At 72.0% G+C, this 21,705-nt stretch carries 20 protein-coding genes; 15 read left to right on the top strand and 5 right to left on the bottom strand.

Annotated elements, in window-relative coordinates; all coding sequences use genetic code 11:
- Positions 1-33 precede the first annotated feature (33 nt).
- The 3 genes from U8525_RS09265 (at position 34) to U8525_RS09275 (ending at position 3,152) form a co-directional block, all read left to right on the top strand.
- Positions 34-207 carry a hypothetical protein gene (locus U8525_RS09265; RefSeq protein WP_374263861.1) on the top strand — a complete coding sequence of 58 codons (174 nt, stop codon included), beginning with the start codon at positions 34-36 and terminating at the stop codon, positions 205-207.
- A 71-nt stretch (positions 208-278) separates the two neighbouring features.
- Complete coding sequence (locus tag U8525_RS09270) at positions 279-1,298, top strand: alpha/beta fold hydrolase (protein WP_374263863.1); 1,020 nt, start codon at positions 279-281, stop codon at positions 1,296-1,298.
- Positions 1,299-1,322: 24 nt separating this feature from the next.
- A complete protein-coding gene (locus U8525_RS09275; RefSeq protein ID WP_374263865.1) occupies positions 1,323-3,152 on the top strand; it encodes an alkaline phosphatase D family protein in 1,830 nt (609 codons plus the stop codon).
- 9 nt (positions 3,153-3,161) lie between these two features.
- Here the strand turns inward: U8525_RS09275 and thrA are convergent, their stop codons facing one another.
- Complete coding sequence (thrA, locus tag U8525_RS09280; protein WP_374263867.1) at positions 3,162-5,618, bottom strand: bifunctional aspartate kinase/homoserine dehydrogenase I; 2,457 nt, start codon at positions 5,616-5,618, stop codon at positions 3,162-3,164.
- Positions 5,619-6,074: 456 nt separating this feature from the next.
- Between thrA and U8525_RS09285 the strand changes: the two genes are divergently transcribed.
- A complete protein-coding gene (locus U8525_RS09285) occupies positions 6,075-6,359 on the top strand; it encodes a hypothetical protein (protein ID WP_374263869.1) in 285 nt (94 codons plus the stop codon).
- Between the two features lie 66 nt (positions 6,360-6,425).
- Here the strand turns inward: U8525_RS09285 and U8525_RS09290 are convergent, their stop codons facing one another.
- Positions 6,426-7,937 (bottom strand): M16 family metallopeptidase, encoded by a 1,512-nt coding sequence (locus U8525_RS09290; RefSeq protein WP_374263871.1) that lies wholly within the window; start codon positions 7,935-7,937, stop codon positions 6,426-6,428.
- A 3-nt stretch (positions 7,938-7,940) separates the two neighbouring features.
- Complete coding sequence (locus tag U8525_RS09295; protein ID WP_374264220.1) at positions 7,941-9,347, bottom strand: M16 family metallopeptidase; 1,407 nt, start codon at positions 9,345-9,347, stop codon at positions 7,941-7,943.
- A gap of 131 nt (positions 9,348-9,478) precedes the next feature.
- On the opposite strand from U8525_RS09295, the gene U8525_RS09300 reads away from it, so the two are divergent.
- Entirely contained in the window at positions 9,479-10,300 is an 822-nt protein-coding gene (locus tag U8525_RS09300) for a hypothetical protein (protein WP_374263873.1), read from the top strand.
- A gap of 227 nt (positions 10,301-10,527) precedes the next feature.
- Entirely contained in the window at positions 10,528-10,968 is a 441-nt protein-coding gene (locus tag U8525_RS09305; RefSeq protein WP_374263875.1) for a CBS domain-containing protein, read from the top strand.
- Positions 10,969-10,973: 5 nt separating this feature from the next.
- Here the strand turns inward: U8525_RS09305 and dnaA are convergent, their stop codons facing one another.
- Positions 10,974-12,329: a chromosomal replication initiator protein DnaA gene (gene dnaA, locus U8525_RS09310; protein ID WP_374263878.1), complete on the bottom strand. Its 1,356-nt coding sequence runs from the start codon at positions 12,327-12,329 to the stop codon at positions 10,974-10,976.
- A 458-nt stretch (positions 12,330-12,787) separates the two neighbouring features.
- Between dnaA and U8525_RS09315 the strand changes: the two genes are divergently transcribed.
- The 9 genes from U8525_RS09315 (at position 12,788) to U8525_RS09355 (ending at position 20,484) form a co-directional block, all read left to right on the top strand.
- Positions 12,788-14,317: a hypothetical protein gene (locus tag U8525_RS09315; protein WP_374263880.1), complete on the top strand. Its 1,530-nt coding sequence runs from the start codon at positions 12,788-12,790 to the stop codon at positions 14,315-14,317.
- A 228-nt stretch (positions 14,318-14,545) separates the two neighbouring features.
- Complete coding sequence (rpmH, locus tag U8525_RS09320; RefSeq protein WP_014400872.1) at positions 14,546-14,698, top strand: 50S ribosomal protein L34; 153 nt, start codon at positions 14,546-14,548, stop codon at positions 14,696-14,698.
- Between the two features lie 15 nt (positions 14,699-14,713).
- Positions 14,714-15,133: a ribonuclease P protein component gene (rnpA, locus tag U8525_RS09325; protein ID WP_374263882.1), complete on the top strand. Its 420-nt coding sequence runs from the start codon at positions 14,714-14,716 to the stop codon at positions 15,131-15,133.
- On the top strand, positions 15,130-15,348 hold the full coding sequence (gene yidD, locus U8525_RS09330) for a membrane protein insertion efficiency factor YidD (protein ID WP_014400870.1): 219 nt from the start codon (positions 15,130-15,132) through the stop codon (positions 15,346-15,348). Before rnpA ends, yidD begins: the two co-directional genes overlap by 4 nt.
- Before the next feature lie 52 nt (positions 15,349-15,400).
- Positions 15,401-17,227 carry a membrane protein insertase YidC gene (gene yidC, locus U8525_RS09335; protein ID WP_374263885.1) on the top strand — a complete coding sequence of 609 codons (1,827 nt, stop codon included), beginning with the start codon at positions 15,401-15,403 and terminating at the stop codon, positions 17,225-17,227.
- Positions 17,224-17,991, top strand: a complete 768-nt coding sequence (locus U8525_RS09340; protein WP_374263887.1) for a hypothetical protein — start codon at positions 17,224-17,226, stop codon at positions 17,989-17,991. The genes yidC and U8525_RS09340 overlap by 4 nt, the downstream gene beginning before the upstream one ends.
- A gap of 45 nt (positions 17,992-18,036) precedes the next feature.
- The gene (locus U8525_RS09345) at positions 18,037-18,264 is read left to right on the top strand and encodes a hypothetical protein (protein WP_374263889.1); all 228 of its coding nucleotides are present in this window, start codon (positions 18,037-18,039) and stop codon (positions 18,262-18,264) included.
- Positions 18,265-18,314: 50 nt separating this feature from the next.
- Positions 18,315-19,799 (top strand): tRNA modification GTPase, encoded by a 1,485-nt coding sequence (locus U8525_RS09350; protein WP_374263891.1) that lies wholly within the window; start codon positions 18,315-18,317, stop codon positions 19,797-19,799.
- A 76-nt stretch (positions 19,800-19,875) separates the two neighbouring features.
- On the top strand, positions 19,876-20,484 hold the full coding sequence (locus tag U8525_RS09355) for a Uma2 family endonuclease (protein WP_374263893.1): 609 nt from the start codon (positions 19,876-19,878) through the stop codon (positions 20,482-20,484).
- 4 nt (positions 20,485-20,488) lie between these two features.
- Here U8525_RS09355 and U8525_RS09360 read toward each other — a convergent pair whose 3' ends face one another.
- Positions 20,489-21,505 carry a hypothetical protein gene (locus U8525_RS09360; protein ID WP_374263895.1) on the bottom strand — a complete coding sequence of 339 codons (1,017 nt, stop codon included), beginning with the start codon at positions 21,503-21,505 and terminating at the stop codon, positions 20,489-20,491.
- Positions 21,506-21,705: the final 200 nt, after the last annotated feature.

Consider the following 21,705-nt stretch of genomic DNA (forward strand, 5'->3'; position numbering starts at 1 on the left):
GACGGCGACAACACGCGCGTGGAGATGCGCTTCGTGCCGTTGGACGCAAGCAACACGATGGTGAAGATCAGCGAGTCCGGATGGAAGCCGGACGAGAAGGGCCTCCAGGCGTCCTACGGCAACGCGGGCGGCTGGAGGCACATGCTGCTCTGCCTCAAGGGCTCCCTGGAGTACGGAATCAACCTTCGGGAGGGCGGGGCCTACTAAAAGCCGGGACGCGGGGGGAATGTCGCGGCCAGACTGCCGTTCCCTCGCGTCCCGTCCCCGAAGGAGCCCCGATGTCGTCCGTCCGCGTCCCCGCCCTGCTCCTGTCCGCCCTGCTGCTCTCCGCGCCCGCCGCCAACGCCCAGGAGCTCAAGCGCGCCCCGGAGGCGCTGGGCCTGGGCCTGGAGGGCTACCCCTACCCCGCGCCCGTGCAGTTCCTGTCCGTCAGGCTGGAGGGCCAGGACCTGCGCATGGCGTACATGGACGTGAAGCCCCCGGGCAACGCCAACGGGCGCACCGTGGTGCTGCTGCACGGCAAGAACTTCTTCGGCGCGTACTGGAAGGACACGATTCGCGTCCTCACCGGCGCGGGCTACCGCGTCGTGGTGCCGGATCAGCTCGGCTTCGGCAAGTCGTCCAAGCCGGCCATCGCGTACAGCTTCCACACGCTGGCGTCGCTGACGAGGCAGGTGCTGGAGGAGCTGGGCGTGAAGCAGGCCGCGGTGGTGGGCCACAGCATGGGCGGCATGCTCGCGACGCGCTTCGCGCTGATGTACCCGGAGGTGACGACGCAGCTGGTGCTGGAGAACCCCATCGGCCTGGAGGACTACCGCGAGTCCGTCCCCTGGAAATCCACCGAGGACCTCTACCAGGAGAACCTGAGGGCGACGGAGGAGGGGCTGCGCAAGTACCAGCGCGGCTACTACGTGAAGTGGAAGCCCGAGTACGACGAATACGTCCAGGTCCTCTACCGCCAGACGCTCAGCGGCGAGTACCCGCGCCTGGCCTGGGTGTCCGCCGCCACGCAGACGATGATCTACGAGCAGCCGGTGGTGCACGAGTTCCCGCGGGTGAAGGTGCCCACGCTGCTGGTCATGGGTCAGGAGGACCGCACGGTGGTGGGCAAGGGCAGCGTGCCGCCCGCGCTCCTGCCGAAGCTGGGGCAGTACCCGGCGCTGGGGAAGAGGACCGCCGCGGCCATCCCGGGCGCCACGCTGGTGGAGATTCCAGGCGTGGGCCACATCCCCCACTTCGAGGCGCCGGAGAAGTGGCACGCGGCGCTGCTGGACTTCCTGCGCAAGGTTTCGAAATAGCCTCCCGCATGCAAGGCTTTGCCCATGAAGCTCTTGCTGGGACCCATTCTGTACGCCCGGGCTCAGGCCACGCCCGACCCGAAGTCCCACGACGTGTGGAGCTTCTTCGTCAACGTGTTCCTGGACAGCGCGTCGGCGAAGGAGCCCCCGGCGTTGAGGCTGTGCTTCCGGGACGCGAAAGGCAGACAGGTCGCCGCCTTCGACGAGGTGAAGCCCGCCGCGGACCTCACCGCGCTGCCCAGGGACACCCGGGGCGTGGTGTGGCGCTGGGAGGTCGTCCTGCCGCGCACGGACGTGGCGCAGCGGCTGTCCTATCACTTCGAATCGCCAGCGCAGCCCGGCGCGCCGGTGACCTTCGAGCGCCCGCCGCCGCGCGATGAGCGGCCGTGGTCCTCAAAGGTCGTCCCGCCGGAGCCGCTGGTGGTGTCCGACGTCGTCGTCCCGGCGCGGGGCGTGTCGCCGAACATCGCGTTCTTCTCCTGCAACGGCGCCAGCCGCGCGAGTGATTGGAGCAACCTGGCGCAGCCCTTCGCGCTGTGGGAGCGGATGCTGCAACAGCACCAGCGGGACCCGGTGGACCCGGCGAAGACGCCGGGCTTCCAGCTGCTCATTGGCGGCGGGGACCAGCTCTACGCGGACTCGTTGCACAACACGCTGGACGTGTTGAACGCGTTCATGAAGCTGCCCCGGTCGGAGCGGCTGAGGCTGGCGGTCCCGGAGGGGCTGGGGGAGCGGCTGTTCGCGGAGTACGTCTGGCTCTACCGGGAGCGGTGGGGCGGGAGCCAGGGCATCGCGCCGGTGCTGCGGCGGGTGCCGGGCCTGTTCATGTGGGACGACCACGACATCTTCGACGGGTGGGGTTCGCACGAGGAGCTCCAGCAGGCGCCCTGGTACCGGGCCCTCTACAGCGCGGCGGCGCGGGCGTTCGAGGCCTTCCAGCGGGGCGGGCTGGAGCAGCCGGCGCAGGCGCGCGAGCCGGACGACCGGGGCGTGGTGGAGCCCGTACAGCACTACTTCCAGACGTGCTGCTTCTCCACGGCGGACTGCGACCTGGACGTGGTGTTGCTGGACTTGCGGAGCGGCCGGACCAGCCGGGTGCTGGAGACCGAGGACGCGCACCCCCAGACCGAGTTCACGGTGATGAGCCGGTCGCAGTGGGACGCGTTCGACGCGTGGCGCGAGGAGCACCGCCAGCGGCCGGAGAACGGCAAGAAGGCCCGGCACGTGTTGGTGGTGTCATCCGTGCCGTTGGTGCACCTGCGCTTCGGTCCGGCGATGGAGCGGATGAGCGGGGGGAGCATGGGCCTGCGCGACGACCTGCTGGACCAGTGGGAGTCGGCGGTGCACCGGGGTGAGCGCACGCGGTTGTTGATGAACCTGTTCTCGCTGGCGAAGAGGTCCTCCTGCGCGGTGACGGTGTTGTCGGGGGACGTGCACGTGGGCGCGAGGGCGCGCGTGCGCTCCCGCAGTCCGGACCACCTGGTGCCCGCGCTCGGCACGGTGGGGGAGGTGTTCATCGAGCAGGCGACGTCGTCGCCCATCGTGCATCCACCGCCGGGGTGGCTCGCGTTCAAGGGGATGCTGGCGCTGTCGGAGGATTCGCGTGAGGACCTGCCGGGGTTCCTCCAGACGGAGCTGTTGCCGGTGGGCAAGGAGCTGTACCTGCGCGACCGCAACTGGCTGTCCATCCGGCTGGAGCGGCCGAAGCCCCACGACACGCCCGCGCGTCCGAAGCTGTGGGTGAAGTGGATCGCGGAGAAGGAGAACCTGCCGATGGAGGTGGTGGTGGAGCCACCTCCCTTCCCCACCGCGTCCCTGGGACGTCAGGCGCTTCCTCATGAAGGGAGCGCCTGACCCCGGCGCTCAGGGCAGCGGCCCCTCCACCAGGCGCAGCACATCCGCGAGCACGCCCGCGGCCGTCACCGCCGCGCCCGCGCCGTAGCCCCGAATCACCAGCGGCGTGGGGCTGTAGCGCTCCGACAGGAAGCTGAGCGCGTTCTCGCCGCCCTTCACCGCCGCCAGCGGGTGCTCGAGCGGCACCGGCACCAGGCCCACGCGCACGCCCTCCGGCCCCACGCTGCCCACGTAGCGCAGCACCTTGCCTTCCTTGCGGTGCGCGTCCACCCGCTGCTGGAAGACCTCATCCGCCTGCGGCAGCCGCGCCAGGAAGTCCGGCAGCGGGCCCCGCGCGTCGAACTCCTCCGGCAGCAGCGACGCCAGCGCCACCTCCTCCAGCTCCAGCGAGCGCCCCAGCTCGCGCGCGAGGATGAGCACCTTGCGCGCCACGTCCGTGCCCTCCAGGTCGTCGCGCGGGTCGGGCTCCGTGAAGCCCTTCTCCATCGCCGTGCCCACCGCCTTCGACAGCGGCACGCCCGCCTCCGTCAGCCCCAGGATGAACGACAGCGACCCCGACAGGATGCCCTCCACCCGGTGCACCGTGTCGCCCGTGCGCAGCAGGTTCTTCAGCGTGTCGATGATGGGCAGCCCCGCCCCCACGTTCGTCTCGTAGAGGAACCTCCGCTGGTGCCTCGCCGCCGTCTCCCGCAGCGCCCTCCAGTGCTCCTGCCGGCCCGCGTTGGCCTTCTTGTTCGCCGTCACCACGTGCAGCCCGGACGCCATCAGCGCGGGGTAGCCCAGCGCCACGTCCTCGCTGCTCGTGCAGTCCACGAAGATGGGCCGGCCCGGCCGCCGCGCCTTCGCCCACGCGCGGAACGTGTCCAGCGTGAAGCCGGACCCGCTCGCCTCCAGCTTCGCCTTCCAGCCGTCCAGCGCCACGCCCTCCGGCGCCACCAGGCTGTGTCTGCTGTTGGCGATGGCGCACACGCGCAAGTCCAGCCCGTGCGCCCGCAGCTTCGGCGCCTGCTGGTGGATCTGCCGCAGCAGCTCCCCCCCCACCGTGCCCACGCCCGCCACCAGCAGCTCCACCACCTCCGTGGTGCCGAAGGCCTTGCGGTGCACGTGCGCCATCGCGCGCGGCCCGTCCTCGCGTGAGATCACCGCGGAGATGCTCCGCTCGCTGGAGCCCTGCGCGATGGCCGCGATGCTGCAATCCACGTCCGCCAGCGCGCTGAAGAACGTCCCCGCCACGCCCACCCGGTGCCGCATCCCGTCTCCCACGATGCTCAGGATCGCGAGCCCCGGCTGGTGCTCGATGGGGTCCACCTTCCCCGCCTCGCGCTCCACCTCGAACGCGTCCTCCAGCGCCAGCACCGCCCGCGCGGCGTCCGCCTCCCCCACGCAGAAGCTGATGGACGCCTCGCTGGAGCCCTGCGTGATCAGCACCACGGAGATGGAGGCCAGCGCCATCGCCTCGAAGACGCGCGCGGCCGTGCCCGGCACGCCCTTCAACCCCGCGCCCGCGATGTTGATGAGCGCGATGTCCGGCAGGAACGACAACCCCCGCACCGGGTGCCGCGACGCCGCCGCCGTGGCCGTCACCCGCGTGCCCGGGTGCTCCGGCCGGAAGCTGTTGCACACCCGCACCGGGATGCCCCGCTCGCGCGCGGGGGCAATCGTCTTCGGATGCAGCACCTTCGCGCCGAAGTAGGCCAGCTCCATCGCCTCCTCGAAGCTCACCTCCTCCAGCGCGAACGCCTCCGGCACCAGCCGCGGATCCGCGCTGAAGATGCCGTCCACGTCCGTCCAGATCTCCAGCAGCCGCGCGTCCAGCGCCGCCGCCGCCAGCGCCGCCGAGTAGTCCGACCCACCCCGCCCCAGCGACAGCGTCTTGCCGCGCGCGTCGCCGCCGAAGAAGCCCGGCATCAACATCAGCCGCGGCCCGCCCTCGCGCAGCGGCGCGAACCGCGCGCGGATCTCCTCCGCCCGGGGCGTCGCCTGGAGCGGGTCCCCCGAGCACACCAGCACCTGCCTCGGGTCCACGCTCACGGGCGCCAGCCCCCGCGCCTCCAGCAGCGCCGCGAGCAGCAGGCACGACGCCCGCTCCCCCAGCCCCGACAGGTGCGCCAGCACCGACGGCGAGCACTCGCGCAGGAGCCCCACGCCCTGGAGCAGCCCGCGCAGCTCGACCCCCAGCGCCACCAGGCCCTCCGCGAGCGGCCGCGTCTGCGCGGGCCTCAGGTCCGCGCTCAGCACCTTCGCGATGGCGGAGTGCGTGGCATCGAACCGGGCGCAGGCCTCCTGCACGGCCCCGCCCTCCTCGGCCACCCTCGCCGCCTCCACCAGCAGGTTGGTGATGCCCGACACGGCGGACGCCACCACCATCACCCGCTCGGCCTCGCGCGCCGCCTCCACCAGCGCCACCACGCCGCGCATCCGCGCCGCGTCCCCCACGCTGGTGCCGCCGAACTTCATCACGCGCATGACACGGCCTCCTTCCGGAGCGGCGGGACTCGGGGGCGGCGGGGGCTCATCGGAAGCGGCGTCATGCGGGTCCTCGGGGGTGGCGACTGACGGCGGTGGGGCAACGAAAAAGCCCCGCACTCGGGGGAGCGCGGGGCCGGGTTCGGAAGGGGGACCGGTGGGAGGTCCGCTTCGGAAGTCAGGCGGTCCGCGCTCCGCGAGGAGTCAGGCCGGTGCGAGTGCGAGTCTCGGTCAGGAGGGGCCGGCCGCGCGCGCCCACGGAGGACGTCGTCCCCTCGTGCCGCCGGCTGTCCCCGCTGCGTCCGACCATGGAGTCCCCATCCTAGCCGCTTCCGCGCCCCCAGGTCAGGGGGCGGGCGACCCACCCCCCGCTCCACGGTCCCCACCGTGGTGCATGCGCCCCCGGCTGCCGACATTGAACGGGTGTGAGCTGTCCCACCCCTTCAGGAGCAACCCATGGCCACCCGCAAGAAGAGCGACACCGCCCACAAGCCCGGCTTCGCCAAGGACCGCGTGGAGGGGGGGCTGGAGGCGGACGACACCAAGCCCCTGTACGCGGACGACGCCAAGCACTCCACCGAGGAGCAGAAGTTCGCCCTCGACAGTGACGGCCCCGTCGGCGGCCCCCGCAACAACCCCCAGAGCGTCATGGACGACATCGACGACGAGGAGCGCGAGGTGCGCGGCCGCCTCAGGGCCGAGGCCCGCCAGGAGGAAGAGAACGAGCCCACCCGGGAATGAAGAAAGCCGGGGCCCCGGCACCTCCGTCGGGACCCCGGTTTCAGCGCTTCGAGGGGACTCGCCCGGCTACTTGGACGCGGGGGACCCCGACGCCGGCGTCTCCACCAGCGTGAGCTTGCCCAGGTTGAGCGGCGTCACCTGCTCCTGGATGACCAGCGGGTCGCCCACGAGCACCACCTGCATGTGGGCCGGGTCCAGGTAGGACTCGGCCACGCGCTGCACCTCCGCGGCGCTGGCGCTCTCAAGGCCCTCCACGGTGCGCTTGAACTCGTCCATGGGGCGGTGCTGGGTGAAGAGCTGCGAGGCGCTGAGGCCCAGGCCCTCCATCGTCTCGAAGCCGCCCGGGAACGCGCGGATGAGGCCCTCCCGCGCGGCGGCCAGCTCCTTCTCCGTGATGGGGTTGGACTTGATGCCGGCCAGTTCTTGGATGAACTCGTTGAGCGCCGGGCCCGTCACGTCCCGCCGCACGGCCGCGTACGCGGTGAGCGGCCCCACGCCCAGGCGCGTGCCCAGGTGCGCGTTGGCGCCGTAGCTGTAGCCCTTGTCCTCGCGGATGTTCATGTTGAGCCGGCTGCCGAAGAAGCCGCCGAACACCGTGGTCGCCAGCTCCAGCGGGTACTCGTCCGGGTGGCCCGCGGCGAGGCCGGGCCGGCCCACCAGCACCACCGTCTGCTCCAGGCCCGGCTTGGGCACCACGTACACCTGCTGGCGCGGTGGCGCGGGCGGCGCCGGCGGCGGCTTGGGCGCCACGGCCCCGCCCTTCCACCCGCCGAAGTACTTCTTCCCCCACTCCACCGCCTGCTGGAGCGTCACGTCGCCGGTCATGATGAGCGCCGCGGCGCGAGGGCCGGTGTTCTTCACGTAGAAGTTCTTCGCGTCCGCCAGCGTGAGCGCCTCCACCGTCTTCGGCGTGCCGCCGGACGTGTGGCCGTAGGGGTGGTTCGGGCCGAACACGGCCTGGTAGTAGGCCTGCTGCGCGAGGAAGTTCGGGTCGCCCATGCGGCGCACCAGCTCACCCAGCTGCTGCTTCTTGCGCCGCTCGAAGGCCTTGGCGTCGAAGGTGGGCCGCAGCACGACGTCCGCCAGCAGGCCCATCGCCGCGTCCACGTTGGTGGTGAGCACGCGCGCGCCCACGAAGGCGCCGTCGGGATCCACGGTCATCATGGGCGACACGCCCAGGTCCGCGAAGGCGTTGTCCAGCGCCACCGTGTCGCGCTTGCCCGCGCCTTCCAGCAGCATGCGGTAGGCCAGGTCCGCGACGCCCAGCTTCGCGGCGGGCTCCTGGGACACGCCCGCCGCGAAGGAGATGCCCGCGAGCACCAGCGGCAGCTCCTTGCGCGTGCTGACGATGACGGTGAGGCCGTTGTCCAGCTTCGCCTGCTCGAAGGTGGGCAGCACCAGCTCTGGCGGCTTGCCGGGCGTGGGCGGGCGGTCGCGGAACGCCTCCGGATCCTGCGCCGGTGTCTGGGTTTGCGGCGGCGTGGCCGGGGCCGCTTCAGGCGGCGCCTCCGCGGGCTTCGTGGTGGCGCAGCCGGCGACGGACAGCGTGAGGAGGGCAGTGAGGATTCGGCGGTGCATGGCTTAACGGGCCTCCTTGCCCGGGGCGGAAGACGGCGCGGCCTGGCCGGCGGACGGCACCGCGTGGAGGACGACGCGCGCGTCGGGGCGCAGCACGTCGTTGGCGAACTGCTTCACCGCGTCGGGGGTGATGTCCTGGTAGCGCGCCAGGTCCTGCGCGATGTAGCTGGGCTCGCCCACGTATTGGTTGTAGCTCTGGAGCTTGTCGGACTTGCTGCCGAGGCCGCCCACGGTCTGCAGGCCCGCCAGCTGGTACGTGTCATAGCGGGTGCGCATGCGGGCGATCTCCTCCTGCGTGACGCCGTTCTTGCGGACCTCGTCCAGCACCGCGTCGATCTCCTTCTTCAGCGTGTCCGTGGTGACGCCGGGCCGGGCCACCGCCTCGATGGAGAAGACGGACTGCGCGCCCTGGCTCTGCTGCGAGGCCGTCACGCTCTGCGCCAGCTGCTTGTCCAGCACCAGGCGGCGGTACAGGCGGCTCGCGCGGCCCGTGGACAGCGCGCTGGCGAGCACGTCCGCCGTCGCGTCCCCGGGCTTGAGGTACGGGGCGGTGAGCCACGACAGGGTGAGCAGGGGCAGCGTGGCCACCTTCTCGTCGTGGCGGATGACCGTCTCGCGCGTCACCCGCACGGGCTTCACGTCCGGGCGCTGCGGCTTGGGGCCGGAGGGCAGCGTGCCGAAGTACTTCTCCACCAGCGCCTTGGCCTTCGCGGGGTCGAAGTCGCCCACGATGGCGAGCGTCGCGTTGGAGGGCGCGTACCACTTGCGGAAGAACGCCTTCACGTCATCCACCGTGGCCGCGTCCAGGTCCTTCATGGAGCCAATCACGTTGCCGGAGTACGGGTGCGGAGGCGGGAACAGCGCCTGCCACGCCTTCTCCTGCGCCTCGCCGTAGGGGGCGGTCTCCACGCTCTGGCGGCGCTCGTTCTTCACGACCTCCTTCTGCGTGTCGAGCTTCTTCTGCGTGAGCGCGTCCAGGAGGAAGCCCATGCGGTCGCTCTCCAACCACAGCGCCGTCTCCAGCAGGTTGCTGGGCACGGTCTCGTAGTAGTTGGTGCGGTCGTAGCTGGTGGTGCCGTTCAGGTCCGTGGCGCCGGCCTGCTCCAGCATGCCGATGTGCACGTCGTCCGGCACGTGCTTGGAGCCCTGGAACATCATGTGCTCGAAGAGGTGCGCGAAGCCGGTGCGGCCCGGCTGCTCGTCGTAGGCGCCCACGTGGTACCAGACGTTGACGGCCACCACCGGCAGCTTGCGGTCCACGGAGAGGATGACCTCCAGGCCGTTGGGCAGCGTGTACTTCTCATACGGGATGGCCAGGTTTTCGCGGCCGGGCTCCAGCGGCTTCGCCTCGGGGGTCTGCGCGAGCGCCGGAAGCCCCACGAACAGGGCCGCGGCGGCGAGGGCCTTCAATCGGGACAAGGTTCCTCCACGGTTCAGGACGGTGTCTCGCGCGCTTAGCACGCGCCTCGGGGCCTGTAAGCCGGAAGGCGCCCGGGAGAGGTCCGGGTGCCGGGTGTTGCTCGCCGTGCGACACTGCGGCCATGAGCCTGGAGGAGCCCCTCCCCCCGCGGGGCCGGTGCGCGGTCCACCCGGACCTGCCCGCGGGTGGCACGTGCTCCCGCTGCGGGAGCTTCATCTGCGCGGACTGCGCCACGTCCGTGGCGGGCCTGGGCGCGCGGCTGTACTGCCGGGCCTGCGCGGCGCGCCCGGACGTGAACTACCTGGAGGCGCTGCGTCAGCGCTACGAGGGCCGGCGCGACGGGTGGGCCTGGGTGATGGGGGGCGTGACGCTGCTGCTCTGCGTGGGGGTGGCGGCCGCCCTGGCGCGGTGGGGGCTGCGCGCGACGAGGCAGTCGCTGTTCACGGGGGTGCTGCTGCTCCCCGTGCCGGTGGGCGTGGCCTTCTTCCTGGGCCAGCGCTGGGCGCGTCATGCCCTGCTGGCCACGCCGCTGGTGACGGCGGTGGTGGCGGGCGTCCTGGCGCCGGACGGGCGCTTCCTCTTCTTCCTGTGCGCCATCCCCGGCGTGCTCACCGCGCTGCGCATCCACCGCGACGTGCGCAACCAGCTCTTCTTCCGGCTGCCGGTGCCGCCCGGGATGCTGAAGGTGCTGTGGAACGAGCGCTTCAACAACCCCATGGCGCGTCAGGCGTCGCGGCTCGGGTTCAGCGCGCTGTTCATGCCCCTGCTCGCGCCCGTCGCGGTGATCTGCGGCGTGGTGGCGCTGACGCGCGTGGACCCGAAGGCCCTGCCGCCCATCGGCCGCCGGGGCCAGGCCATCGCGGGCCTGGTCCTGGGGCTGGTGGGCCCGCTGCTGTGGTGGTTCGTCCTGCTGCCGTGGCTGTCCGACCGGCTCCACTCCTGACCGCGGCGGCGAGGCCGGAGCCACGCGACCCGGGGAGGGCAGGTCGGACGCACCGTGCGGGGGAGCGCGCCGCCGGCCAGGCCTCCTGGTGCGCGAGCCCCAGGGGGCCCGCGAGGGCGCTGCATGCCCGGCGCCCGGGGAGCTGGACAGACGCGCGCGGCGGCGGGTCATGCCAGCGGACGGGCCGGTGCCCACGCTGAGGGAGGAACCCCATCAGGAGAGAAGCCATGGCAACGCAACGAGTGGGTGACGTGATGACGCCGGACGTGGAGGTCGTCCGGCCATCGGATTCCCTGAGGGTCGCCGCGGAGAAGATGCGCGAGCTGAACGTGGGGCCCATCCCCGTGTGTGACGGCGACCAGCTGGTGGGCATGGTCACGGACCGGGACATCGTGATCCGCGCGGTGGCGCGGGGCCTGGACGCGGAGCGCACCCAGGTGGCCCAGGCGATGACCCGGGGCGTGGAGTACGTCTACGACGACGACGACCTCACGCAGGCGGCCGAGAAGATGAGGGCCTCGCAGCTCCGCCGCATCGTGGTGTTGAACCGGGCCAAGCAGCTGGTGGGCATCCTCTCCCTGGGAGACGTCTCGGCGGAGCTCAGCGACGAGGAGAGCGGCAGGACGCTGGAGGAGGTGTCGGCGCCGTCACAGCCGGCCGCGCACTGAGGCGGCTACATGCCGCCGAGCTTCGCCTCCAGCTCGGACAGGTCGCGGTGCACGGCCGCGTCCGTCTCCCGCAGGCCCTCCACCTTGCGCACGGCGGAGATGACGGTGGAGTGGTCCTTGTTGAAGCGCGAGGCGATCTCCGGGAAGGAGCTCTTCGTCAGCTTGCGGCTCAGGTACATGGCCACCTGGCGCGCGTGCGCGAGCGCCTTGTGGCGCCGGTCCTCCTTCAGCGCCTCCACCGTCACCTTGTAGAAGCGGGCCACCTCGCGCTGGATGGCCTCCACGTCCACGGTGCGCTGCGCGGGCAGGATGTCGCGCAGCACCTGGGCCGCGAACTCCTCCGTCACCGGCTGCCTGGTGAGGCTGTGCATCGCGGACAGCTTCACGAGCGCGCCTTCCAGCTCGCGCACGTTCTTCTGCACGTGCTTCGCGATGAAGTGCGCCACGGGGTCCGGCAGGCTCAGGCCCTCCTGTTCGGCCTTCTTCTGGAGGATGGCGACGCGCGTCTCGTAGGTGGGCTCGCGGATGTCGGCCATGAGGCCCATGGCGAAGCGGCTGCGCAGGCGGTCCTCCATGCCGGGCACCTCCGCGGGCACCATGTCGCTGGTGAGCACGATGGCCTTGTTGAGGCCGAAGAGCGTCTCGAAGGTGTAGAAGAACTCCTTCTGCGTCTCCTCGCGCTTGCCCAGGAACTGGATGTCGTCGATGAGGAGCACGTCGCACTCCTCGCGGAACTTCCGGCGGAAGTCCGTCATCCGGTGCTCGCGCACGCTCTCCACGTACTCGTTGGTGAACTGCTCGCTGGAGAGGTAGACGATGCGCTGGGTGGGGTCCTTCTCCCAGATGTGATTGCCCACGGCCTGGAGCAGGTGCGTCTTGCCCAGGCCCGTGCCGCCGTAGATGTAGAGCGGGTTGTAGTTGTGGCCCGGCCGGTGGGCCACGGCCTGCGCGGCGGCGGCGGGGAGCTGGTTGCTGTCCGCGACGACGTAGGTGTCGAAGGTGAAGCGCGGGTTGAGCCGCGCGGGCCGCGTCGAGTTCACCTTGATGGTGGGCGTGGGCGGCAGGTCCGCGGTCGGTGGCGGGCCGACGACGACCTCGTAGGCGACGCGGCCGAGGGACGGCTCCAGGCGGGAGAGGTGGCTCTCCAGCATGGCGCGGTAGTGGTCATCCACCCAGTCGCGGAAGAAGCGGTCCGGCACGCCCAGGACCAGGGCGTTCTCGCGCACCTCCATGGGGCGCATCCGCTCCAGCCAGGTGAGGGCGTAGTGGAGCCCCTCCTGACGGATGGCTTCCAGCGTGCGGGTCCAGATGACGCCGGCACTCGGCAGCGAAGGCGAAGGGGCTTGGGCGAGGGCGTTCACTTGGAGGCTCAGGGACGCCCGGCGAGGAAGAGGATCCGCGGGCGTCCGGCGGTGCTAACACCCGCTCTCCGGCTGATCAAGGAACCGACCTGTAGCACCCCGCTCCGCGCGTCCACGGCTCCACGCGTGGAGCCGCCCGGCGCGGATCACCCCACGTCCCACGAGGTGGCGCGTCCCTGTCGATTTCCGGATGTACGACATGCCCTGCGGGGAGGGTCGACAGGCGTCCTTCGGATTCAACCTTGCTGGAAGTCCGGAACTACGACGGAGGGGCAATGCGGATGCGGGCGTGGTGGAGGCTGGCGGCAGTGGGGTGTCTGGTGGGCTGTGGGGGCGCACAGCCAGGAGAGGAGACACCAGGGGCGGACTTTTCGTCCTTTGATGTCGCAGCGGAAGCCGGGACGCCGGAAGCGCCCCGCCTTCCAGAGGCGGCTCCCGCGGAGCCGGTCGGTGGGGAGGTGGCCCCCGCCCCGTCCGAGGACCCGGTGCGGGCGTCCGCGTGCGTTCCCGGGGTGGCGCAGGAGGTGAAGCAGCTGTTTCCTCCCGGCCGCGTGCCCGAGACGCCGCTCTCCCTGGAGCCGCTCCCCCTCCAGCTGACCGATGTGGCGGGCTCGCTCTACTTCACGCTGGATGATGGCTCCGTCAACGCGCTCTGGCGGAGCGATGGGACGGGCGCGGGGACCCTGAAGCTGATGGACTGGCCGTCTCCGGCCAACGCCAAGGTGGAGCTCCATTCCCTGAGGGCGGCCGGCTCGCGGCTGTACTTCGCGGTCTCCAGCCATGACGGCACCGAGGTGTGGCGCAGCGACGGCACCGCGCAGAGCACGCAGCCGGCCCGTGAGCTGCCGGCGTGCGCGGACCACCTCGCCGTCTCCGGCTTCCGGTTGCTCGGCACGGGCGTGTCCTTCTTCAACTCCCCCTGCGCGACGGGGGGCGTGGAGCTGTGGCGCACGGACGGCACGCAGGGGGGGACGGTCCGGCTGAAGGACTTCGGGGCCGCCGCGACGCTCGTGGGAGAGGAGGGGACGGCCGCCGGCCGCCTGTTCTTCCTCCAGGACGGGGCCGGTCTCCAGCTGTGGAGCACGGACGGGACGGCGGGGGGCACGGTCTGGGCCCACGCCTTCGGCGCCCAGGCCCACCTCGCGCGCATGTTCAAGGTGGGGGACGCGGTGGTGTTCGTCGTCCAGGACCCGGAGACCGGGACGCGGCTGTGGCGGACCGACGGGACGTCCGCCGGAACGCGCCGGCTGAAGCAGCTGGACGCGTCTGCGACGGTGGCGCTGAGCGAGGCGCACGCCGTGGACGCGACGGCGGTGTTCGCGCTCGTGAACGACGGCCCTGGCGGGACGACGGAGCTCTGGAGGACGGACGGCACGCGGGAAGGCACGGCGAAGCTGGGGGCCTTCGCCAGGGAGGTCAATCTCCTGGGCATCGCGGGGACCTCCGCCGTCGTGCTCTCCAAGACCCGGAACGAGCGGCACCTGGAGCTGCGCGGGCTGGCGCTGTCCGGCGCCGGCAGGACGTTCGTGGCCACCCTGGACAACCCCTTCGCGCACCTGGAGTCGGGCGTCATGAACCAGGGCGTCGTGCGGACCGGGGGCAGGCTCTTCATCAAGCAGGGCATCTACACCGGGGGCCCCGCGCCCGCGGAGGTCAGCCTCTGGGTGACGGACGGCACGACGGACGGCACCCGGAAGCTCTCGGCGAAGCTGAGCACGCAGGATGAGTACGGGTCGCCGCTCTACGCGCCGGGGACGGGCAACCTGTTCTTCACCGGTTGGACGGAGGGCGTGGGGTTCGTCCCCTGGGTGACGGACGGCACGCTGGAGGGGACCCGGGCGGTCCCCAACGGCTCGCCCGTGAATCCCTCGAGGGCCTTGAGCTTCCAGCGGGTGGGTGACCGGGTCTTCTTCGCCGGCTTCCCGGGAGCGCCGGGGTACTCGCTGTGGTCCGTGCCGGTGGATCCGTTCTGCTCCGCCACCCCGTAGCCCCGTGACCCCGACGGCGCCACCTGGACGCATCCCGGGTGGCGCCCTTCCTTGCCCCCTCTCCCCTTTTCCTACATGATCGCCAGGTCCACCCGGCGCAGGGCTGCACGGTCGGCGCAGGTGATCCTTGATTGACTTGTCCAGGAAATAGGGTTACGGACGCCCCCTTTCCAATGTACGGGTCGCGCCGGTTTCCCAGGCGCCGCCTTCAGCTCAGGAGTCGTCGTCGTGTCCAAGCGCACGTACCAGCCGTCGAAGATCCGGCGCAACCGCGCCCACGGGTTCCGTAAGCGGAACGCCACCAAGTCCGGCCGGGATGTCCTCAAGCGCCGCCGCGCGAAGGGCCGCAAGCGCCTGGTGGTGTCGTCGTTCAAGAAGTAACCGGACGCACGGACGATGGCCGAGGGAGCGGCGCCGCGGGTGCCTCAGGCAACCGACGAGCGCTTCCCCAAGGCCCTTCGCCTGCTCCACCGTCGTGAGTTCCTCGAAGTCCAGGAGCGCGGTCAGAAGATTCCGTCCGACTGCCTCCTGGCCCTCGTCCAACGCAACGCCCTGGCGCACTCCCGCATCGGCCTCACCGTCTCCAGCAAGGTGGGCAACGCGGTGGTGCGCGCACGCCTGCGCAGAGTGCTCCGCGAGCTGTTTCGCAAGCACCGCGGGCAATGGCCCCCGGGCCTCGACGTAGTCCTGGTCGTTCGCTCCTCGGCGAAGGAGGCCTCCTTCGCGCAAGTTTCCCGTGCGTTCGACGGCGTCACCCGTAAGCTGCAACGGCTCTTTCCGGCACCTCGCGTGCCCCCCAGAGAGCCTGCCCCATGAGTCCACTCGCCTTCGTCATCGCCCTGCCCATCCGCTTCTATCGGCGGTTCCTGGGGCCGCTGTTGCCGAAGGCGTGCCGGTTCCATCCCTCCTGCTCCACCTACGCCATGCAGGCGCTGGAGAAACACGGCGGTTTGAAGGGCAGCGCCCTCACCGTCTGGCGCCTGCTGCGCTGCCAGCCATTCCACCCCGGTGGATTCGATCCCGTCCCCTGACGGTTTGCTTCCGCCCGCCCTCCGGCGCCGTGCCGCCGGCACAGGGAACTCCATGACGAACGACCCGCTGTCGCCCCAGTCCAACGATTCGCAGAAGCGGCTGCTCCTGGCGCTCGCCCTCTCCTTCGCGGCCACCGCTGCCTACACCTTCTTCTTCGCCCCCAAGGGGCCGCCCCCGGGCGCGGAAGGGGCGGACGCGGGCGTCGAAGTCGCCGCGACGGTTGACGCCGGCACCCCGGGCATGGCCGCCGTGCCGCCGCCGGGCACCCCGGGCGAGGACGCGGGCACCCACGCCGAGGAGGCCCCGCCGCCCCCCGCGCGCACCGTGGAGTTCAGCCGCCCGGAGGTGAAGTACACCTTCTCCTCCGAGGGCGCCGGCCTCACCGCCGCCGTGCTCCAGGGCACGAAGATGCGCGAGCAGCAGTCGCTCACCGTCAAGGAGGGCTTCGAGAAGCTCTTCGGCAAGGACATCCCCCCGCCGCCGCAGATGAACGTGGCGCACCCGGTGCCCGGCCAGCCCCTGCCGCTCGCGGTGACCATCGAGGGCAGCGCGCCGCTGGCCGCGAACACCCGCTACGCCGTGCAGGAGGGCCCCACCGACAACGGCGGCAGCGTGGCGTTCACCGGCCGCCAGGGGCCGTGGGAGGTGACGAAGACGATCCTGTGGCCGCGCGACGGCTTCGAGTTCACCTACACCCTGCAGGTGCGCAACACCTCCGCCCAGCCGCAGGCGGGCGAGCTCAAGGTGCACTACGGCCGCGCCATCGACCCGGAGTTCGAGCACGCCCCGTCCTTCTTCGGTGGCGTGGGCAACCTGAGCCGCTCCGCGTGCTGGGTGGAGGACAAGCTCCACAACCTGTCCCCGGGCGACAAGCCGCCGGAGGAGACGCGCGGCCCCATCTCCTTCTTCGGCATCAACCAGCAGTACTTCCTGTCCGCGCTCTACCCGCTGGACGGCGCGCTCAACGGCCACTGCACGCTGACCGCCACGCCCACCGCGCGCGAGGTGTCCGCGGGCTTCCCGCTCAACGTGGCCCCCGGCCAGGTGGCCACGTTCCGCTTCGGCGGCTACCTGGGCCCCAAGGACCCGGACCTGCTGCGCCCGGTGCCCGGCGCGGAGCTGAGCGCCGCGGCCGGCCTGTCCGCCACGCCCTACCACCCCCGGCTGGAGGACACGGTCGACTTCGGCATCTGGGCGGTGGTCTGCAAGCTCCTGCTCGCCATCATGAAGTTCTTCCACGGCATCGTGGGGAACTGGGGCGTCGCCATCATCCTGCTCACCGTGGTGGTGAAGCTGGCGCTCCTGCCGCTCACCTACCGCTCCATGGTCAGCATGGAGGCGGTGAAGGTGCTCCAGCCGAAGATGGATGAGATCCGCAAGAAGTTCGCGGACGACAAGGAGCGCCAGAACCTGGAGATCATGAAGCTGTACCAGGAGGCGAAGGTGAACCCCCTGGGCGGCTGCCTGCCGCTGCTCATCCAGATGCCGGTGTGGATCGCGCTGTTCACGTCGCTGCGCAACAGCTTCGAGATCTACGGCGAGCCCTTCTTCGGCCCCATCTGGCGCGACCTCACCTACAAGGACCCCACGTACATCCTGCCGCTGGCCTTGGGCGTGTCGATGATCATCACGCAGAAGATGCAGCCGCAGATGATGGACGCGGCGCAGGCGCGGATGATGACCTGGATCATGCCCATCATCTTCACCTTCACGCTGCTGCAGTACCCGGCGGGCCTGTCGCTCTACATCTTCACGAACAACGTGCTCTCCATCGGCCAGCAGTGGGGCCTGCGCAAGTGGCTGGACCGCAAGAAGAACCAGACGGGCGGCGGGACGCCGGCGATGGCCGCCACCGCCGGGGGAGGCAAACGCAAGTGAGCGCGACACAGGGCGTGGCGGGCGGCGCGGACTTCCGCCCTCGGGTGGAGAAGCTGCTCACGGACATCCTCGGGCTGATGGGGTTCCCGGCGCGGCTGGACCTGCTGGACGCCGCCGACGGCAGCCTGTCCGTGGCGCTCCACTTCGAGTCCGGCGCGCCTCCGGGCGTGGAGCCGGGCAAGCGCAGCCAGGTGCTGGATTCGCTCCAGTTCCTGCTCAACAAGATGCTCCACCGCCCCGGCGTGGAGCGCCGCTGGGTGATGCTGGGCGCGGGCGCGCACCCGGAGCCCCGGCCGCGCCGTGACGCGGCGGCGCAGCCGCAGGCCGCCGCCCCCGTGGCGCAGGTGGCGGCCGCCGCGCCCGCGCAGCAGCCGGCCCGGGCGGCCGCGCCCGCCCCGGCCGCGCAGCCGCAGCAGCGCAGCGCGCGTGGGGGGCAGCCGCAGGCCGCGAAGCCGCAGGCCCCCGCGAAGGCCGTGGAGGCGGATGAGCGCACGCTGCAGGTCGAGGAGGAGCCGGTGTTCCGGGAGGCCGTCCGCAAGCTCGCGGAGAAGTCCGCCAGCCTGGGGCGCTTCTATGCGTTCGCCGCCATGAAGACTGAGGACCGCGCGCGCGCCCTGAAGGCAGTAGAAGGAGTGGATGGAGTGAAGGTGGCGGCGGAAGGCGAAGGCCGCAACCGACGCGTGGTGTTCACCCCGGCCAAGCCCGCCCCGATGCCCAAGCGGAGCCTGCTGCCGGACGACGACGAGGACGACGTCGACGCCTGAGCAGGTGTTGCCCGCTTGGGCCGCCGGCGGGCGCGAGAGGAGCGAATGGGTAAGGCGAAGGGTTTGAAGGACAAGCTGTACGGCGCGGCGGTGCTCAAGATGAGCTTCCGCCTGCGAGGGGACGAGGAGTCCCCGGCGTTCCGCTTTGTCTACCCGGGCGTGCTGCGCGACCTGGAGGTCGATGACGCCGAGGTGGAGAAGTACATCGAGGAGCACCGCGACGACGTGGAGCGCGCGGCCCGCGGCTCCACGCCGCCGCAGGGCGCCCGGTAGGCTGGAGTCCGGGCCCGCCCCCGCGGGAACGTGGCCGGGCCCCCTCCGACATGACGCCTGACACCGCCACCATCGTCGCGCTCGCTACCGCACCCGCCGCTGGAGCGGTGGGCATCCTCCGGGTGTCCGGGCCGGCGGCGCTGGAGGTGGGGCGGAGGCTGGCGCCCGGAGTTCCCTCGTCCCCCGCGCCTCGGCATGCGTACCTGACGGCGTTCGTGGACGCGGCGGGCGCGGTGCTGGACGAGGGGCTGTTCCTCTACTTCCAGGCGCCCCGGTCGTTCACCGGAGAGGACGTGGTGGAGCTCCAGGCGCATGGCAGTCCGCGCCTCCTGCGGCTGCTGCTCGCGCGGGCGCTGGAGGATGAGCGCGTGCGCCCGGCGCTTCCCGGGGAGTTCACCCGGCGCGCGTTCCTGAGCGGCCGCATCGACCTGACCCGCGCGGAGGCGGTCGCGGACCTGGTGGCCGCGGATTCGGAGGCGGCCGTGCGCGCCGCCGCGGCCGGGCTGTCCGGCGCGCTGGCTGAGCGGATCCGCGCGTTGGAGACGCCGCTGCGCGAGCTGCACGCGGACCTGGAGGGCGTCCTCAACTTCCCCGACGAGGCGGAGGGCGCGGACGCGGAGGCCGGCCCTCGCGTCGCCGCGCTGCGTGCGGAGGCGGAGGCGCTGCGCGCGGAGGTGGGGCGTGGACGGCTGGTGCGCCAGGGCGCGCGCGTGGCGCTCTACGGCCCGGTGAACGCGGGCAAGTCCACGCTGTTCAACCGGCTGGTGGGCGAGGCCCGCGCGCTGGTGGATGACGAGCCCGGCACCACGCGCGACGCGCTGGAGGCCCGCGTCGAGTGGGACGGCCTGGGCGTCACGCTCTACGACACCGCCGGCCTGCGCGAGGCCCCGGGACGCGTGGAGGCCCTGGGCATCGCGCGAACGAAGGAGCTGCTCGCGGCCGTGGACCTGGCGGTCCTCGTGCTGCCTCCAGGGACGTCGCGCGAGGAGGCCGCGTCGTGGACGCGCGAGGCCGGCGCCACACCCGTGCTCGTCGTCACCGGCAAGTGCGACGTCCTGCCGGGGGGACAGCAGGCGCAGGGCTCGCGCCATGACGGCGCGGGAGCGGCCGACTTCGCGTGCTCACCGCTCGGCGAAGGGGCGCGGGGCGCGAGCCCTGATGGCGCGGGAGCGGCGCGCCCGGGGAGCTCGTCCGGCGGGGATGCGACGTCCGAGGTCCTCCCCTCCCCTGCCCCGCCGCGCGTCAGCGGCCTCACGGGCGAAGGCGTGGAGGCGCTCCGGGCCTCCGTGCTCACGCGGCTGTGGGGCGGTGGCACTCCCTCCGCGGTGGCGCTCATCTCCGAGCGTCACGCGGATGCCCTGCGTCGCGCCGCCGAGGCGCTGGGCCGCGCGGCGGAGGCCTCTCGCGTCTCCACCCTGGAGGTCCTCTCCGGCGAGGTGGGGCTCGCCCTGGAAGCCCTGGGCGAAGTGTCCGGAACGAGCGCTTCGGAAGCACTCCTGGACACCCTCTTCCAGCGCTTCTGCATCGGGAAGTAGCGCCCGGCGGGCGGCGGTCCGCATGTCAGACCCCTCCCTAGAATGCCTCGCGTTCACCGGCGCTCCCCGAGGATTCATGACGGCACTTCAGCACCTTCAACCCACCTCTCACTCCCTGCTCTCGGCGCTGCCGTCGGGCTGGGTGGGGGAAATCCTCGATGGCGAGCTGGTGGCCTCGCCCCGCCTCTCCGTGGCGCCCGCGCGAGCGGCCTTCATGATGGGGGTGGAGCTGGGAGAGCGGCTGGATCCGCGCCGCGGCGGCAACGGCCGCTGGTGCTTCCTGCGCGCGCCGGAGCTGCACCTGGGCGAGGACATCCTCGTGCCCGACCTGGCCGCCTGGCGCCGTGAGCGCGTGGCCGCTCCGCCGGAGCCCGGTGCCCCGTTCTTCACCCTGGTGCCGGATTGGGTCTGCGAGGTCCTCACCCCCGCCACCACCGCGCTGGACCGGGCCCGCAAGCTGCCCCTGTATGCGCGGGCTGGCGTGTCCTACGTCTGGCTGGTGGACCCCGTCGCGCGCACGCTGGAGGTCTACCAGCGCCTCAAGCGCGGCTGGCTCCTCGTCGCGAGCCACGAGGACGAGGCCCTCGTGCGCGCCGAGCCCTTCGCCTCCGTCCCCCTGGAGCTGGGCTCGCTGTGGCTCCCCGAGGCGGCGGAGGAGCCGCCCCGCCTCGCCGCGGTGCCTTGAGCGCTCAGCTCGCGTGCTTGAGGCGCGCTTCCTCGGAGGCGCGCGACAGCCGCCGCACCGCGCGCAGCAGCAGGTCCGGATCCACCGGCGCCGCCACGAAGCCCCGGGCGTGCACCGCCTGCGCTCGGGGCAGGTCCCGCTCCGGCGCCTTGCCCGCCACCAGCACCTGCGCGCGAAGCCGCTGCGCCAGCACCTCCATCGCGGGCAGCGGCGCCACCACCACCTGCGCCTCGCTCGCGGTGCACACGTCCCCGGTGCTCGCCACCTTCACCGTGAACCCCGCCTCGCCCAGCACCCGCACCAGGCCGGCCGCCGCTTCCGCGCCCCAGCCGTACACCAGCACCTGCTCGCGCACCGTCACGCGCGGCGCCGGCAGCGGTGCCCGGGCGACCTCCAGGGGCGCCAGCATCGGCAGGTCCACGCTGTCACCCTCCCGCGCGGACTCGCGCACGGGCTTCCGAGGCTCCGGCGCCGGCAGGTCCGTCAGCTCCGCCAGGGACTGGCCCACCACCAGGGGTGACTCGTCCCACTCCGGCAGGGAGAAGCCCTCCATCCCGGGCCGGCGTCGCGGCGTCGCCGGCTCGCCCCGGTACAGCCTCCCGATGGCCCGCTCCAGCGCCACGTCCGTGGCCAGCCGGGGCACCACCCGCGCCTTCCCGGAGACGCTCTTCACCACGTCCAGCGTGGCCAGGCTCGCCGGCGCCGCCAGGGCCACCACCAGCACCTCCCGCGGCCCCTGCCCCTCCAGCCGCAGCGGCACCACCCGGTGGGCCTCCGCCACCCTGCCCGGAATCAGCCTCGCGAGCGCCGCGTCCAGCGGCCAGGTGTCCAGGTCCACCGCCTCCACGCCGGACTGGGCCGCCAGCGCGGACAGCACCGCCTCCGCCGTGCAGAAGCGCTGGTCCACCACCACCTGCCCCAGCGCCACGCCCCACTTGCGTTGGTACGCCAGCGCCGACTGCAGCTGCAACGCGTCCACCACACCCCGCGCCAGCAGGATGTCCCCCAGTCGCTTCTTCATCGCTCGCTCTCCTCCGGCCCCCCTCGGTACTCCAGCCGGGACGACCTGCTCGACATGCCCTCCCCTCTACGCTGGGAGGGTGTAAAATTACAACGAAACCGGAGGAAAAGAGGCCGGAGGAAGTCCGGATTCCAGACCTGGTTTGGAAAGCGGTGTGCCCTCTCCCTTCGTCCGGGCGGTCTCACCGTCCTTCAACGGAC

The organism is Corallococcus sp. RDP092CA (assembly GCF_041903675.1).
Classification (GTDB): Bacteria; Myxococcota; Myxococcia; order Myxococcales; family Myxococcaceae; genus Corallococcus.